Genomic DNA, 14,335 nt, shown 5'->3' with positions numbered 1-14,335 from the left:
CGCCATTGTACACAATGGCACGCGCCTTGCTTGACTTCTCCCGAAGAGTTCTCTCGTTCGGGGCGCGTACGTCATGGCGAACTCAGCAAAGCTCAGAGCGGAGCCGGAGCCGATCGAGCTCGACTGGGCGGCGACCGCGCTTCTCATCATCGACATGCAGCGCGATTTCATGGAGCCGGGCGGCTTCGGCGAGACGCTCGGCAATGATGTCAGCCAGCTCGCGCGCGCGGTGAAGCCGATTGCGGCGGTGCTGGATGCGGCGCGTGAGATCGGCATGCTGGTCGTTCACACCCGGGAGGGTCATCTGCCCGATCTGTCGGACGCGCCGCCGGCCAAGGTCGAGCGCGGCGCGCCGTCCTTGCGCATCGGCGATCCCGGCCCGATGGGACGCATTCTCATTCGCGGCGAGGCCGGCCACGACATCATTCCCGAATTGTATCCGCTCGACAGCGAGATCGTGATCGACAAGCCGGGCAAGGGCGCGTTCTACGCCACCGAGCTCGGCGACGTGTTGCAGCGCTACGGCATCGAGAACTTGCTGGTCTGCGGCGTCACCACCGAGGTCTGCGTCAACACCACCGTGCGCGAAGCCAACGACCGCGGCTATCGCTGCGTGGTGCTGGCCGATGGCTGCGCGTCCTATTTTCCCGAGTTTCACGAGATGGGCCTTAAGATGATCAAGGCCCAGGGCGGCATCTTCGGTTGGGTCTCGGACTCGGCCGCGGTGCTGGAGGCACTTTCACCGGAGATTCCAAAAACGGCAGTAGTGGGGACATCACGATGAGCACGAGCATGACGGGGACATCAGCCACATCAGGTTTCAAGCCGGTTTTGTGGACGCCGGGCGACTGGAACGCCTTTTTCGGTTTCGGCACCAACATCCTCGTCAACATGCTGGTGCTGACCGGGCTGTTGCGCTTCGTGCTGAAGATGCCTGATTCACTGGTGTTCGGCCGCATCCTGCCGGCGCTCGGCCTGATGATGTGCCTGTCCACCTTCTATTACGCGTATCTTGCGTACAAGCTCGCGCAGAAGACCGGCCGCAGCGACGTCTGCGCGCTGCCCTCGGGCGTCAGCGTGCCGCACATGTTCATCGTCACCTTCGTGATCATGCTGCCGATCACGCTCAAGACCGGCGATCCGATCAAGGGCTGGTCGGCCGGTCTGGTCTGGGTGTTCTTCCAGAGTTTTATCCTGATGATCGGTGGCTTCATCGCGCCGTATATTCGTAAGATCACGCCGCGCGCGGCACTGCTTGGCACGCTGGCCGGCGTCTCCGTCACCTTCATCTCGATGCGCCCGGCGCTCGAAATGTATATGACGCCGCAGATCGGCCTCGTCTGCTTTGCCATCATCCTGGTGAGCTGGTTCGGCGGCGTGAAATATTGGAGGGGCATGCCGGCAGGACTCGTCGCCATCGCCGTCGGCATGATCATCGCCTGGGGTTCGAACCTGTTCGGTCTCGGGCTCGGCGGGTTGAGCCTGAAGGGCGTCGGCGATGCCTTTGCGAATTTCGGCTTTTCGGTGCCGTTGCCGGCCGTCGGCCATGTGTTCTCCGGCTTCGAATTCCTCGGCATCATTCTCGTTACGGCAATCCCGTTCGGCATCTACGATCTCGTCGAGGCCATGGACAATGTCGAGAGCGCGGAAGCCGCCGGCGACGAATATCCGACCACGCGGGTGCTAACCGCCGACGGCGTCGTCAGCCTGATCGGCTGCCTGATGGGCAATCCCTTCATCAACGCCGTCTATATCGGCCATCCCGGCTGGAAGGCGATGGGCGGCCGGATTGGCTATTCGGCGGCGACCGGCCTGATGGTGGTGCTGTTGTCGTGGTTCGGCATCATCTCGGTCTTGCTGGCGCTGGTGCCTGTGGTCGCGATCTCGCCGATCCTGCTCTATATCGGCATGCTGATCGGCGCGCAGGCGTTCCAGACCACGCCGGTCAAGCATGCGCCGGCGATCGTGCTGGCGCTGACGCCGCATCTCGCCGCATGGGCTAAACTGCAGATCGACACCATGCTCGGCTCGACGATCACGGCGGCTCAGGCGGTCGGCGGTCTCGCCGCCGACAAGGTCGATGCGGTGAAGACCGCCGCCATATCAGCGCTGCCGCAGCAGGGCGTGCTCTATCACGGGCTCGAAGTGATGGGCGGCGGGTCGATCCTCGCCGGCCTCGTGCTCGGCGCGATCGGTGTGTTCGTGATCGAGCGCGATTTTCTTAAAGCCTCGGCCTTTGCGCTGGCCGGCGCCGTCCTGACCTATTTCGGCTTCATGCACGGCGAAGCCGTCGGCATCGGCGGCGGCCTCGGCGTCACGCCGGGTGTGGCGCTGGCTTATGCGGTGATGGCGGCCGGGCTGTTCGCGCTGACGAAGGCCAGTCCGGCCGTGGACTACAGCGCGCAAGTGCCGGCGGCAGCACCGGCGGAATGATCGCTGGCGGCAAGCCCGCGAACGCCTGACTTCGTTTGAAATTGCGCCGCAGAAGCAACTGCGGCGCAATTTGCATTTACGGCTTCACGAGCGCGGGCAGGGTGCCGTTGCGCTGTAGTGAAATCCGTTGCAATCCAATCTAAATAATGTACAATTGGTACAATAATTACGGAATGGCTCCATGACGACCCAGGGCGACTATCAGGTCTTCGACGCGGGAGACGTCCCTCTGCAGTCAGGTGTCGTCTTCCCTTCCATGCATCTCGCCTACAAGACCTACGGCACGCTGAACGCGCGGAAGGACAACGTGATTGTCTACCCGACGTCCTTTGGCGCGCAACACCACGACACCGAATGGCTGATCCAACGTGGCGGCGGGCTGGATCCCGATCGCTATTTCATCGTCATTCCGAATCTGTTCGGCAACGGCCTGTCCTCTTCACCGTCCAATTCGGCCGTGACGCCATTTCCTGATATCAGCTATCACGATGCGGTCGCGGTCCAGCGCCGCCTTCTGCTGGAGCAGTTCGGAATTTCGAGCATCGCACTCGTCTACGGCTGGTCGATGGGCGGCATGCAAGCCTATCACTGGGCGGCTTGCCATTCCGACATGGTGGAACGCGCCGCCATCGTCTGCGGCAGTGCCCGATGCTCTCCCTACAATCACGTGTTCCTCGAGGGCGTGAAGGCCGCCCTGACCGCGGACCCGATGTTCAGGGATGGCCGTTTCGTCGGCAAACCTTCCGCCGGCCTGCGCGCCATGGGGCGCGTCTATGCCGGATGGGCGATGTCGCACGCCTTCTATCGGGATGAGGTGTGGCGCGAGGCCGGCTTCCATTCGCTGGAAGATTACCTCGCACGCGCCTGGGACGAAGCCTTCTCGCGGCGTGACGCCAACAATCTGCTGGCGCAGATCGGGATCTGGCAGCGCGGCGATATCAGCCAATGTCCCGAATTCGGCGGCGACGTCGGCCGTGCGCTCGCCGCGATCAAGGCGCGGGTGCTGCTGATGCCGGGGCAGACCGATCGTTACTTCGACATGCGCGACAATGAGGCGGAGATCGGCCGCCTCGTCAACGCAAAGTCGGCCGAGCTCCATCCGATTCCCTCGGTCCACGGACACCGTGCCGGAAATCCCATCAACAATCCTGCAGACCGCGCCTTCATCAACGCCGAGATCTCGGCGCTGCTGCAGCGTTGAAATCATCCTGGAGGCGATTGCGACCATGAGCACTGCAGTTACCGCAACGGGAGACAAGCCACTGACGTCGGCCGCGCTCCGCGAGCTATCGGCGCGATCGAACTTTCCCGGCATCGTTCGCGCGGTCAGCCACTACGGCGCAATCGGCGTTTTCGGTACGCTGATCTGGCTGGTGTCCTCGACCTACGGCATGGCCTGGGCGCTGCCGCTGATCGCCGTGCAGGGTTACTTCGTAGCCTTCCTGTTCATGGTGGTACACGAGACCGCCCACAAGACCGCGTTTCGGAGCCGAGCGCTCAATCTTGCACTCGGCCATCTGTCTTCATTCGCGATCGGACTGCCTTACGAATATTATTGCCTGTTCCACTGGGACCACCATCGCTACACGCAGGATCCGGACCGGGATCCAGAACTGCTGGTTGGCCCGATCCCCGCCTCGGATACGCAACTCGCAATCGCCTATACCGGTCTTCGGCAGGTCGGCTTCCGGGTAAGACTGATGCTTCGCCATGCCTTTACCGGCGACGCTTCCGCACCCTGGATCCCGGCAGGCAAGCGCCACATTGTCGTGAAGGAGGCACGCCTTTATATCGCTTTCTATATCGCGCTGTTGCTGGCCTCGCTTGCGCTTCAGTCGACGCTTCTGCTCTGGGTCTGGATCCTTCCTCTCATTGTGGGCCAGCTATTCCTGCGACCCTATCTCTACGCCGAACACACCGGCTGTGAACGGACGCGAAGCGCCTTTCAGAACACCCGCACCACTTACACCGGCATGCTCATGAGATGGTTTGCGTGGAACATGCCCTATCACGTCGAGCACCACGCTTATCCTTCGATCCCGTTTCATGCGCTGCCGAAGCTGAACCGGATCGTCGATGATCAGATCGTGTTCCGGGGGCAGGGCTATCGGGCCGTGACGCGGGAGACGTGGGCGTGGTTCCGCCGCGCGCGAACTGACGCGGCCGGCGGCGTCAGCGGCTCTTGATCATCAGCAGGGTGTCGACGAGATTGCGGGCCTGCGCCGGCGAGATCGGCTTGATTCCGAAGATGTAGCGGTAGAACAGGCTGCCATAGATCGCGTCGTACAGGTCCTCCGGCGTTCCGGCGGCGCCAATGCTTCCGTCCTGCTGGCCGGCGGCGATCAGTTCGACCAGGGCGGTTCGTCGATACCTGAGATAGCGCTCGTAGAAAATCTCCGCAGACCCCGTGTTCGAGATGCATTCGGAGATCACCGCGAGCTGTACCCTGCCGAACTCGCCCAGCAGCGCCTTCGCATAAGCCGCGGCGTGGCTTCTCAGGCGTTCCCCCGGCGCGCCGATGGTCGGCAGCGGCAGCATCAGCGAGGCGTGGTTCAGGAACGCGTCGATCAGCAGCGCCTCGCGCGACGGCCACCATTTGTAGATGGTCATCTTCGAGACGTTGGAGTGCCGCGCAACCGCATCGATACTGGTGGCGGCGAGACCCGTCGTCGCCATCAGCGTGTAGGCGCTTTGCAGAATGGCGTTGGTGGTCTCAGCAGAACGGGGGCGACCACGGCGGGTTGCCGCCGTATCGCTGTCCGCTTCGCTTCTGCCCTTCGCCATGTTCCGGCTTCCCCGATCAGCGCGGCTGGCGCTGCCGGCTACGCCTTGACGAAGGCGAGCAGGGTGCCGTTGCCGGCGGCGGGCGGCACGACCACGCCGCTTGCGCTGCGGACGCCGGTGGAGCTCAGCGCCTTCTCTGCCGCCGCGATATCGGCCACGATCACGAGCCCCGCGCCGCCGCGCTCGGGCAGGCCCGCCAGCGATACGCCGGGATAGCGCTTGCCGAGCTGATCCTTGGTCAGGAACACGAAATCAGCGCGGTCTCCACCTGAGGGCACCGCGATCGCGCCATCGGACTCGTTGCGAACGTCACGATCGATCAGCTTGGACATATGCGCGGCCTCCTTGGCCGGCTCCGGCGCGACGATCAGCACCTGCTTCAGGCGCTTCGCACCGTTGGCATGCTTCATCAGTTCGGGAATCCAGACCGTCTCGCGCGTTTTGTGCTGGCAGGCAAAGATGCGCACGCCGCCCGGCGCTTCCACCGTCGGCCATTGAAAGGTCCGGAACCTGGCTTCGGATTCGGTCCCGTCAGGCATCATCACCGGCCGCTCGAAATCGGTGGGGCCAACAGGGATATAACCGCGCGCGAGAATTTCTTCCGCGCCCCGCGCCGAATCCACCGCGGTGAAAGCGATACGCTCGATGCCTTCACCGTTCTTTTCGAGAAACGCCCGCGCCGGCTCGTTATGTTCCGTCGGCCTGAGCACGCCGAGCAATTCCATATAGTCGGGATCGAACATGATGGTGTAGTTGCCCGATCCCATATGCGCGCTATGGGTGCCGCGCGGCGATACGGTGAAGCCGAGCCGCTTGTAGTTCTCGGCGGCCTTGTCGAGATCCTTCACCATGACCACGGCGTGATCGATCCCGATGACGTTTTTGAGTGCCACTCTGTTATTTCCTCAGGGCTTGTTAGGGGGCTAAACTAAGCAGAACGATCAGGCGCCTGCAAGAAAGGATACCGATGAATATGAGTAACATCCGCTGGCCCGAGTCCCTATGGGCCGCGATGACGCCATCGGGGCCTGAATTGGCCGAACTGACCGGCACGCAGCAGGCGGACGTGATCGTGATCGGTGGAGGCTTCACCGGCCTTTCCACCGCGCTGCATCTGCGCGAGGCCGGTGTCGATGTCGCGATCGTCGAGGCCGCGGAGCCGGGGTGGGGCGCTTCCGGGCGCAACAACGGCCAGGTGATCCCGACACTGTCGCGGCCCGATCCGGAGGACATTGTTGCGAAGCACGGCGAGGCCGGAGAACGTTTTGTCGGCATGCTGCGCGACAGCGCTTCTTATCTCTTCGACGTGACGAGGCGCTACGGCATCGATGCCGAGGGGGAACAGGCCGGATGGGTTCAACCCGTGCATTCACCGGGCCGCATCAAGATCGCCGAACGTCGCGTGCGGCAATGGTCGAAGTTCGGTGCGCCCGTTGAGCTGCTTTCGCGCGAGCAGACGCGGGACATGCTCGGCTCCGATGCATGGTTCGGCGGCTTCTGGAACAGGACCGGCGGCCACATCAACCCGCTGGCGCTGGCCCGTGGTCTCGCGCGCACCGTGCTCGGTCTCGGCGCGCGCATCTATGCGCGCTCGCCGGCCGAAAGTTTCGAGCGCCGCAACGATCGCTGGGTGGTGAAGACGGCCAAGGGCGAAATCTCCGGCCGTGCGCTGGTGGTGGCGACCAACGCCTATAGCGGCGAATTTTCCAAATCGCTGGTGCCTGACATCGCGCGCGAGGTGATGCCGGTGCTGTCCTGGCAGATGGCGACGCAGCCGCTGTCGGATAATGTCCGCAAGACCATCATCCCCGGCCGGCAGGCAATGTCGGACACCCATGGCGAACTTTATTTCGCGCGCTATGACGCACGAAATCGTCTCGTCACCGGCGGCGCGGTGATCGGCCCCGGCAACAAGGTCGATCGGATCAAGGCGCGCGTCACCGAGCGGCTGCAGCGGCTGTGGCCGCAGATCGGCGAGATCTCCTTCGACTACGTCTGGAACGGCTATGTCGGCATGACCACGGATTTCCTGCCGCGCATCCATAAGCTCGGTCCCAACGCCTATGGCTGGACCGGCTGCAACGGCCGCGCCGTGGCGCTAGCGATCCCGCTCGGCAATGAACTCGCGAAAGCCGTTCGCGGCGTGCCGGAAAACGAGCTGGCGCTGCCGTTGACCGAGCCGGTACCGATTGTCGCTCACGGCGTCCTGCGCAAGCTGGCCCCGCTGATGCTGCTGGTCTACCGCCGCCGAGATGCGAGGGAGATGGCGTGATGCGAGCGGGCGAGACCCTCTTCTCCCTCGCCCCGCTCTTACGGGGTCGAGGAGAGCGAGTGCAGCTACACCGCTTCCGTCGCATGCTCCCTGGCAAACTCCCCGCCGGGGATCGAGTCGAGCAGCGCGCGCGTATACGGATGCTGCGGATTACCGAACACCTCGCCCGCGAGACCGTACTCCACCACTTCACCGTCCTTCATCACGGCGACGAGGTCGCAGATTTGCGCCGCAACGCGCAGATCATGCGTGATGAACACAATGGATAGGCCCAGCCTCGCGCGCAATTCCGCAAGCAGCTTCAGCACCTGCGCCTGCACCGAGACGTCGAGCGCCGACACCGGCTCGTCCGCCACCAGCACATCCGGCTTAAGCGCCAGTGCGCGGGCGAGGCCGATGCGCTGCCTTTGGCCGCCGGAGAATTCGTGCGGATAGCGGTCGGCGGAGGAAGGATCGAGCCCGACCAGCGAAAACAGTTCCTTCGCGTCCGCGATCGCCTGCGGCCGCGGCGTGCCGTGCACGATCGGGCCCTGCGCCACCAGTTCGGCCGCCTTGCGGCGCGGGTTGAGGGAGCCGAACGGGTCCTGAAACACCATCTGGATATGGCGCGTCTCGCGGCGCACTTTTTCGCGCGTCATCTTCGCCCAGTCGTTGCCATCGAGCACGATGGACCCGCGGTCCGGATCGATCAGCCGCACGATGCAGCGCGCCAGTGTGGATTTGCCCGAGCCGGACTCGCCGACGATGCCGAGCGTGGCGCCGCGCGGCAGGTTGAACGACACGTTCCGAACGGCCGGCGTGACACGGGCGCCGCGCCCGAGAAAGCCGCCGGTGCGATAGGTCTTCGAGACGTCCGTGATCGTCAGGATGTTGTCGCTTGCAAGCGCGCGCGGCGGCGGCGCTTTCAGCGGCGGCACGGCGGCGATGAGCTGCTTTGTGTAGGCGTGCTGCGGGTGGTGCAGGACGGCGCGGGCTGTGCCCTGTTCGACGATGACGCCGTGCTGCATCACCACGACACGGTCGGCGATCTCGGCCACCACCCCGAAATCATGGGTGATGAACATGACGGCGGTCTTGCGGCGCTGCTGCAGGTCGCGGATCAACTTGAGGATCTGCGCCTGCGTGGTGACGTCGAGCGCGGTGGTTGGCTCGTCGGCGATCAGCAGTTTCGGATCGAGCGCCAGCGCCATCGCGATCATGGCGCGCTGGCGCTGGCCGCCCGACAGTTCGTGCGGATAGGCCCTTGCCGCCACCTTGGGATCGGGAATGCGGACGTCCGCGAGCAGAGCGAGCACCTTGTCGCCGATCTCGGCTTTCGACAAGTCAGTATGGATCGAAAACATCTCGGCGATCTGGTCGCCGATGGTGCGGAGCGGATTGAGCGCCGTCATCGGCTCCTGAAAAATCATCGCAATGCCGGCACCGCGCACCTCGCGCATTTCGGCGAGCGTGGCCGCGCAGAGATCGCGGCCCTCGAACATCACCCGCCCGCCGTCGATCTTCACCTCGTTGGGCAAGAGCCGCATGACGGCATTGGCCATCATCGACTTGCCGGAGCCAGATTCGCCGACCACGCAGAGGATCTCGTTGGAAGCGATTTCCAGTGACACGTCCGACAGCGCATGCGTCCGGTCTGCGCCGCGAGGCAGGCGGACGCTCAGGCGATCGAGCGAGAGGATGGCTTCGGTCTCGCTCATCGGCCCTTCAGCCTCGGATTGAGCGCGTCGTTGAGGCCCTGGCCGACCAGCGATACCGCCAGCACAGTGACGAGGATAGCAATCCCGGGAATCGCCGAGACGTACCACTGCACCCGCAGCACGTCGCGGCCGAGGCCGATCAGGTTGCCCCACGACGCCACATTAGGGTCCGACAGCCGCAGGAAGGCGAGCGCGCTTTCCAGCAGGATTGCGACGGCCATCACCACGCTGGCATAGACGATCACCGGCGGCAGCGCATTGGGCAGGATCTCGCCAAAGATGAGCTGGATGTTTTTCATGCCGAGCGTCCGTCCGGCCTGGACGAACTCGCGGTTGCGCAGCGACAGGAACTCGGCGCGGGTCAGCCGCGCCGGCGCCGGCCATGACACCACGCCGACCGCGATGGTGACGGTGGTCAAGGTCGAACCAAACACCGCAACCAGCACCAGCAGCAGCACGAAGTTCGGCAAGGTCTGGAACGCCTCGGTGATCCGCATCAAGACATTGTCGACCCAGCCGCCATAATAGCCGGCGAAGGCGCCGACGAGGATGCCGATCAGGATCGCAATGGCGGTGGCGACGCCGCCGATCAGAAGCGAAATGCGTGCGCCGTAGAAAATCTGGGCGGCGATGTCGCGGCCGGAATTGTCGGTGCCGAGCAGGAAGCGCGGATTGGAGAACGGCCAGATCAGGGGACGCCCCGCCAGCGCCAGCGGATCGCGCGGATAGAGAAAGCCGGCCGAGATCGCCATCGCGATCACGATCACGAGCAGGATCAGGCCGGCGACGGCGGCGGGACTTCTGAAATAGCGCTTGACCGCATCCATCGCGTCAACCCGCCGTGATGCGCGGATCGAGCCGCGCATAGATCAGGTCGACCACGAAGTTGACTGATATCACCAGCAGCGCCGAGACGAACACGATGCCGAGCAGTGTATTGAGGTCGCGCTGCACCACCGATTCATACGCAAGCCGTCCGAGCCCCGGCAGCGAGAACACGCTTTCGACCACCACCGATCCACCGAGCATGGTGCCGGCCTGCAGCCCGATCAGCGTCACCATCGGCAGCAGCGCATTGCGCAGCACATGCCGCGTCACCACGCGGGTCTCGTCGAGGCCTTTGGCGCGCGCGGTGCGGACATAATCGAGGTTGAGCACCTCCAGCATCGAGGCGCGCATGATGCGCAGGTAAATCGCGAGGAAGATCAGCCCGAGCGTCAGCGTCGGCAGCACCAGATGGCTTGCGATATCGAACACGCGCCAGATGCCGGTTCGCACCGTGCCGATGTCCTCGAAGCCGCCGGGCGGCAGCCATTGCAGGTATACCGAGAACACCACGATCGCCATCAGTCCGAACCAGAACGACGGCGTCGCATAAAAGATCAGGCCAAGGGTGGAGATCAGCGTGTCCGGCCAGCGGTTGACGCCGCGGGCGGCAATCACGCCGAACACGAGGCCGAAGAAGAATGCAAAGGACAGCGATGCGGTCATCAAAAGGATCGTCGGCGGCAGCCGCTCCAGAATGACCGACGCCACCGGCTTGCCGTAGATCGAGGAGAAGCCGAGATCGAGCCGCACCAGCCGCCAGAGATAATTGCCGAGCTGCGTCGGGATCGAGAGGTCGAGCCCGTAGAATTTGCGCAGCTCCCTGGCGGTCGCGGCATCGCCGCCACCCATCTGCGCCATCATCGCGTCGACGGTGTCGCCCGGCGCGAACTGCAGCAGCAGGAACACGCCGATCAGGATCAGGATAAGGGTCGGGATCGAGGCAGCGAGCCGCCGCCCCGCAAGGCCAAGGATGCGCATGAACCTATCTTGGCGGATATCGGTTTAAGTCGAAAGCCAAAGATCGTGCCAGCTCGTCGAGCCCCAGCGCGGGGTGTTGGAGTGATTGCGTGCCTTCGCCGTGATCGTGGTGACGAAGATCTGCTCGATCGGCATCCAGACCGGCAGCTCCGTGTTTACTTCCTTGACGAACTGGGCATACAGCGCCTTGCGCTTCACGGGGTCGACTTCGGTCGCGGCGTCATCGATGGTCTTGTCGACATTCTTGTCCTCCCAGCCCCACTGGTTGGTCCAGGGCGCGCCCTTGGGCTGGCCCGAGCGATACCAGACCGTGGTCGAGACGGCGGGATCGTTGCGGTACTGATGCCAGCCGGTGGCGAGGTCGAAGGCGTGCTCGTCATAGACCTGCTTGAGGAAGCCGCCGCCGTCGTTGCGCACGATGTCGACGGGAATGCCGATCTCACCCAGTGACTGCTGGATGAAGGTCGACCACAGCGAGATGTCCTCGCCCCATGGCGCGGGCAACAGTTTGAGCGAGAAGCGCGTGCCGCCGCGGCCCGGCTTGAAGCCGGCTTCGTCAAGCAGCGCGGCTGCCTTGGCCTTGTCGTAGGGATATTGCGGCGTGTTCGGACCCGGATAGAAATCGGTCGAGGTCGAGGGGATCGGCCCGGTGCCGAGCTTGGCGAAATCTCCGAGAAAATTGTCGATGAAGAACGGCACGTTGATCGCATGCGCGATCGCGCGGCGAACCTTGATGTCGGACAACTCCTTGCGGCGGAAGTTGAACTCCAGCGTGTTGGTCCGCGCGTTGCCTTCATTGCCCTTGGTGGAGACGATGAAGCGCTTGTCCTTGGAAAGCCGCGCCAGATCCGAGATCGTCAGGCTGGAGAACGGCGCGTAGTGCAGCTCGCCGGCTTCCATCTGCGCCGCGGCGGCCGAGCGATCGGTGATCACGCGCCAGACGATGCGATCGAGATAGGGCGCGTTGGGGCGCCAGTAGTTTTCGTTGCGGTCGGCGATGATGTACTGCCCCCGCTCATACTTGACGAACTTGAACGGGCCGGTGCCGACCGGCGATAAATTGGTCGGGTTCTGGCGGATGTCGCCGTTCTCATAGAGGTGCTTGGCCGAGATGTAGCCGAGGTCGGGCAGGGCGCGCAGCAAGAGATTGAGCGGCATCGGCCGCTCGTATTTGAAGATCGCGGTCTCTGCGTCGGGCGTTTCGACCGCGGTCAGAAACAGCTGCAGCGTCGAGCCATAGTTGAGGATCTTCTTCCACATGTTCATGGCAGTGAATTCGACGTCGGCCGAGGTGAACGGCTTGCCGTCGTGCCAGGTGATGCCCTTGCGTAGCTTGAAGGTCACGGTCTTGCCGTCGGGCGAGGCCTCCCAGCTTTCGGCGAGCACGCCGACCGGCTGGCCGTTGGCGTCGAGATCGACGAGGTTTTCCTGGATCTTGCCGCCGATGATGTAGACGCCGGTGGAAGCCTGAATGCTCGGATTGAGCTGGCGCTGCTCGGCGGCGTAATGGACGTTGAACACGCCGCCCTTGCGCGGCGTTTCCTGCGCAAAGGCCCGCATTGGATTGATCACGTTGGCCGCGATGGCCGCCGACGTCAGCAGCGCGGTGCGGCGATTGATCTCAAGGCGCGTCAAATCCATGCGAAGTCTCCGGACACAATATTGATGGCGGACCATTCAGACGTCCGCCTTGCGAGCGATGTTACGCTGGAACGGGAACGCGAGTCATTTTCTAATCGCGAGGTGAGGCGGAAAATCCTTTCTGAAAACAACGTGCTCAGCGCGTAATCGGCCTGCCCGTTTTTTCGCTGGCGGGCGAACTCAAGGCCCGTCTGAATAGAGGCACGGGCCGGGTGGCAGTCTGAGATTGTCCGGAAAGAGGCCCGCTGGAGCGGCGGATTCCCCCTAAAAATAGGCTCCGCACAGCTTCGGAGGCCTAAAAACCAGCCAAAATTGGACGAATCAGTTCAACTCGACTAGCGAGATAGCTGTGCAGAATGTCGGAAACCCTGTTTTTTAGGCGGTTTCCGCCATATCGTCGCCTGTGCCAGAATCAATGGAGCAACCATGGCTACCCAAATGTCTAAGTCGCAGCTGATCGAAAAGATCGCGACCACCACCGAAGTTTCGAAGAAGGAAGTCAAGAACGTGATGGACACGCTCGTTGACGTTGGCCACAAGGAGCTCAAGAAGAACGGGGTGTTCCTCGTCCCCGGCTTCGCGAAGTTCGTCGTGGTCAAGAAGCCCGCGACCAAGGCTCGGAAGGGCACCAACCCCTTCACGGGCGAAGAAATGATGTTCAAGGCCAAGCCGGCCCGCAAGATCGTCCGGGCCCGCCCGGTCAAGGCCGCCAAGGACGCGGTTTAAGAAAAGCGAAAAGGCCTTCGGCAACGGGGGCCTTTTTGTCTCGCGGGGGGCACCGTGCCCGCTCATGGTTCGAGACGCGCGGCTTTGCCGCGCTCCTCACCATGAGACCCCTTAGCTAGACCTCATCCTGAGGAGCCTCACAGCGGCGTCTCGAAGGATGAAGCCACGGTGCTGCAAGGCCACTACACCACCGGCGAACGGCCGCCATCGACATTGATGGCGGTGCCGGTGATGAACGATCCCTGCTCGGAGGCGAGGAAACACGCCATGTTGGCGAATTCCTCCGCCGTGCCGATGCGCCCCAGCGGGGTGCCCTTGGCGAGGTTTTTCGCAAACACCTCGAAATCCATGTCCGGCGCCTGCGCCGCGTGCCGCTTCACCCATTGATCGCTCATGATCAGGCCGACCAGCATGGCATTGACCAGAATGTTGTGCTCGCCGCCTTCGTTCGCCATCACCTTGGTCAGCGCCATCCCGGCCGCCCGCGACACCGAGGTGGGCGCCGAGGATGCGGCCGGCGCCTTGGCGTAGGTATTGAGCACGTTGATGATGCGGCCCCATTTGCGCGCCTTCATGCCCGGCCAGACCAGCCTGGAGAAGCGGATCGCGGCAAACAGTTTGAGGTCGAGGTCTTCCTGCCAGGCCTCGTCGGAGATGTTCTCGAACGCCATCGTCCGCGCCGTGCCGGCGTTGTTGACGAGGATGTCGATGCCACCGAGATCGGCCGTGATCTTCTCATGCGCCTTCGCAATGTCCGATGCCTTCGAGACGTCGCAGACGTAGTCGCGGACCTCGAGGCCGTCCCTGGCGAGCAGTTCCCGCGCCGCCTTCAGGTCCTGCGCGCCCCGCGCCAGGATCGCCACCCTGGCGCCGGAGGCTGCAAATCGCCGCGCGACGGCGAGCCCAATGCCCTTGCTGCCGCCGGTGACGGCGGCGACGCGATCCTTCATCGTGACGTTCATGTCGTTCTCCCTGT

The 14,335-nt window shown here is 63.6% G+C and carries 13 protein-coding genes; 6 read left to right on the top strand and 7 right to left on the bottom strand.

Going from position 1 to position 14,335, the window contains the following annotated elements; translation table 11 throughout:
- Nucleotides 1-73: 73 nt before the first annotated feature.
- From JQ624_RS11530 to JQ624_RS11515, 4 genes are all read left to right on the top strand, one after another.
- Entirely contained in the window at nucleotides 74-784 is a 711-nt protein-coding gene (locus tag JQ624_RS11530; RefSeq protein ID WP_212418994.1) for a cysteine hydrolase family protein, read from the top strand.
- Nucleotides 781-2,433 carry a regulator gene (locus tag JQ624_RS11525; RefSeq protein WP_212418993.1) on the top strand — a complete coding sequence of 551 codons (1,653 nt, stop codon included), beginning with the start codon at nucleotides 781-783 and terminating at the stop codon, nucleotides 2,431-2,433. Before JQ624_RS11530 ends, JQ624_RS11525 begins: the two co-directional genes overlap by 4 nt.
- A 181-nt stretch (nucleotides 2,434-2,614) precedes the next feature.
- On the top strand, nucleotides 2,615-3,634 hold the full coding sequence (locus JQ624_RS11520) for an alpha/beta fold hydrolase (RefSeq protein ID WP_212418992.1): 1,020 nt from the start codon (nucleotides 2,615-2,617) through the stop codon (nucleotides 3,632-3,634).
- Between the two features lie 25 nt (nucleotides 3,635-3,659).
- A complete protein-coding gene (locus JQ624_RS11515) occupies nucleotides 3,660-4,619 on the top strand; it encodes a fatty acid desaturase (RefSeq protein WP_212418991.1) in 960 nt (319 codons plus the stop codon).
- On the opposite strand, the gene JQ624_RS11510 is transcribed toward JQ624_RS11515, so the two are convergent.
- Nucleotides 4,606-5,217, bottom strand: a complete 612-nt coding sequence (locus JQ624_RS11510) for a TetR/AcrR family transcriptional regulator (protein WP_212418990.1) — start codon at nucleotides 5,215-5,217, stop codon at nucleotides 4,606-4,608. The two genes, JQ624_RS11515 and JQ624_RS11510, sit on opposite strands and share 14 nt — an antisense overlap.
- 38 nt (nucleotides 5,218-5,255) lie before the next feature.
- Nucleotides 5,256-6,110 (bottom strand): VOC family protein, encoded by an 855-nt coding sequence (locus JQ624_RS11505; RefSeq protein WP_212418989.1) that lies wholly within the window; start codon nucleotides 6,108-6,110, stop codon nucleotides 5,256-5,258.
- Between the two features lie 74 nt (nucleotides 6,111-6,184).
- Here JQ624_RS11505 and JQ624_RS11500 point away from each other — a divergent pair, with 74 nt between their 5' ends.
- Nucleotides 6,185-7,489 carry an FAD-binding oxidoreductase gene (locus tag JQ624_RS11500; RefSeq protein ID WP_212418988.1) on the top strand — a complete coding sequence of 435 codons (1,305 nt, stop codon included), beginning with the start codon at nucleotides 6,185-6,187 and terminating at the stop codon, nucleotides 7,487-7,489.
- Nucleotides 7,490-7,554: 65 nt separating this feature from the next.
- Here JQ624_RS11500 and JQ624_RS11495 read toward each other — a convergent pair whose 3' ends face one another.
- From JQ624_RS11495 to JQ624_RS11480, 4 genes are read right to left on the bottom strand one after another with little or no spacing between them, the layout of a single operon-like run.
- Nucleotides 7,555-9,186: an ABC transporter ATP-binding protein gene (locus JQ624_RS11495; RefSeq protein ID WP_212418987.1), complete on the bottom strand. Its 1,632-nt coding sequence runs from the start codon at nucleotides 9,184-9,186 to the stop codon at nucleotides 7,555-7,557.
- Nucleotides 9,183-10,013: an ABC transporter permease gene (locus JQ624_RS11490; protein WP_212418986.1), complete on the bottom strand. Its 831-nt coding sequence runs from the start codon at nucleotides 10,011-10,013 to the stop codon at nucleotides 9,183-9,185. Before JQ624_RS11490 ends, JQ624_RS11495 begins: the two co-directional genes overlap by 4 nt.
- 4 nt (nucleotides 10,014-10,017) lie before the next feature.
- Complete coding sequence (locus JQ624_RS11485) at nucleotides 10,018-10,992, bottom strand: ABC transporter permease (RefSeq protein ID WP_212418985.1); 975 nt, start codon at nucleotides 10,990-10,992, stop codon at nucleotides 10,018-10,020.
- A 24-nt stretch (nucleotides 10,993-11,016) separates the two neighbouring features.
- A complete protein-coding gene (locus JQ624_RS11480) occupies nucleotides 11,017-12,633 on the bottom strand; it encodes an ABC transporter substrate-binding protein (RefSeq protein ID WP_212418984.1) in 1,617 nt (538 codons plus the stop codon).
- 426 nt (nucleotides 12,634-13,059) lie between these two features.
- Between JQ624_RS11480 and JQ624_RS11475 the strand changes: the two genes are divergently transcribed.
- On the top strand, nucleotides 13,060-13,359 hold the full coding sequence (locus tag JQ624_RS11475) for an HU family DNA-binding protein (RefSeq protein ID WP_057851696.1): 300 nt from the start codon (nucleotides 13,060-13,062) through the stop codon (nucleotides 13,357-13,359).
- Between the two features lie 182 nt (nucleotides 13,360-13,541).
- On the opposite strand, the gene JQ624_RS11470 is transcribed toward JQ624_RS11475, so the two are convergent.
- Nucleotides 13,542-14,321: an SDR family oxidoreductase gene (locus JQ624_RS11470; protein ID WP_212418983.1), complete on the bottom strand. Its 780-nt coding sequence runs from the start codon at nucleotides 14,319-14,321 to the stop codon at nucleotides 13,542-13,544.
- Nucleotides 14,322-14,335 lie beyond the last annotated feature (14 nt).

Source organism: Bradyrhizobium sp. AUGA SZCCT0283, assembly GCF_018130385.1.
Classification (GTDB): domain Bacteria; phylum Pseudomonadota; class Alphaproteobacteria; order Rhizobiales; family Xanthobacteraceae; genus Bradyrhizobium.
Note: the sequence above shows the minus strand (reverse complement) of the source record. Positions and strands in the feature narration are given on the sequence as shown.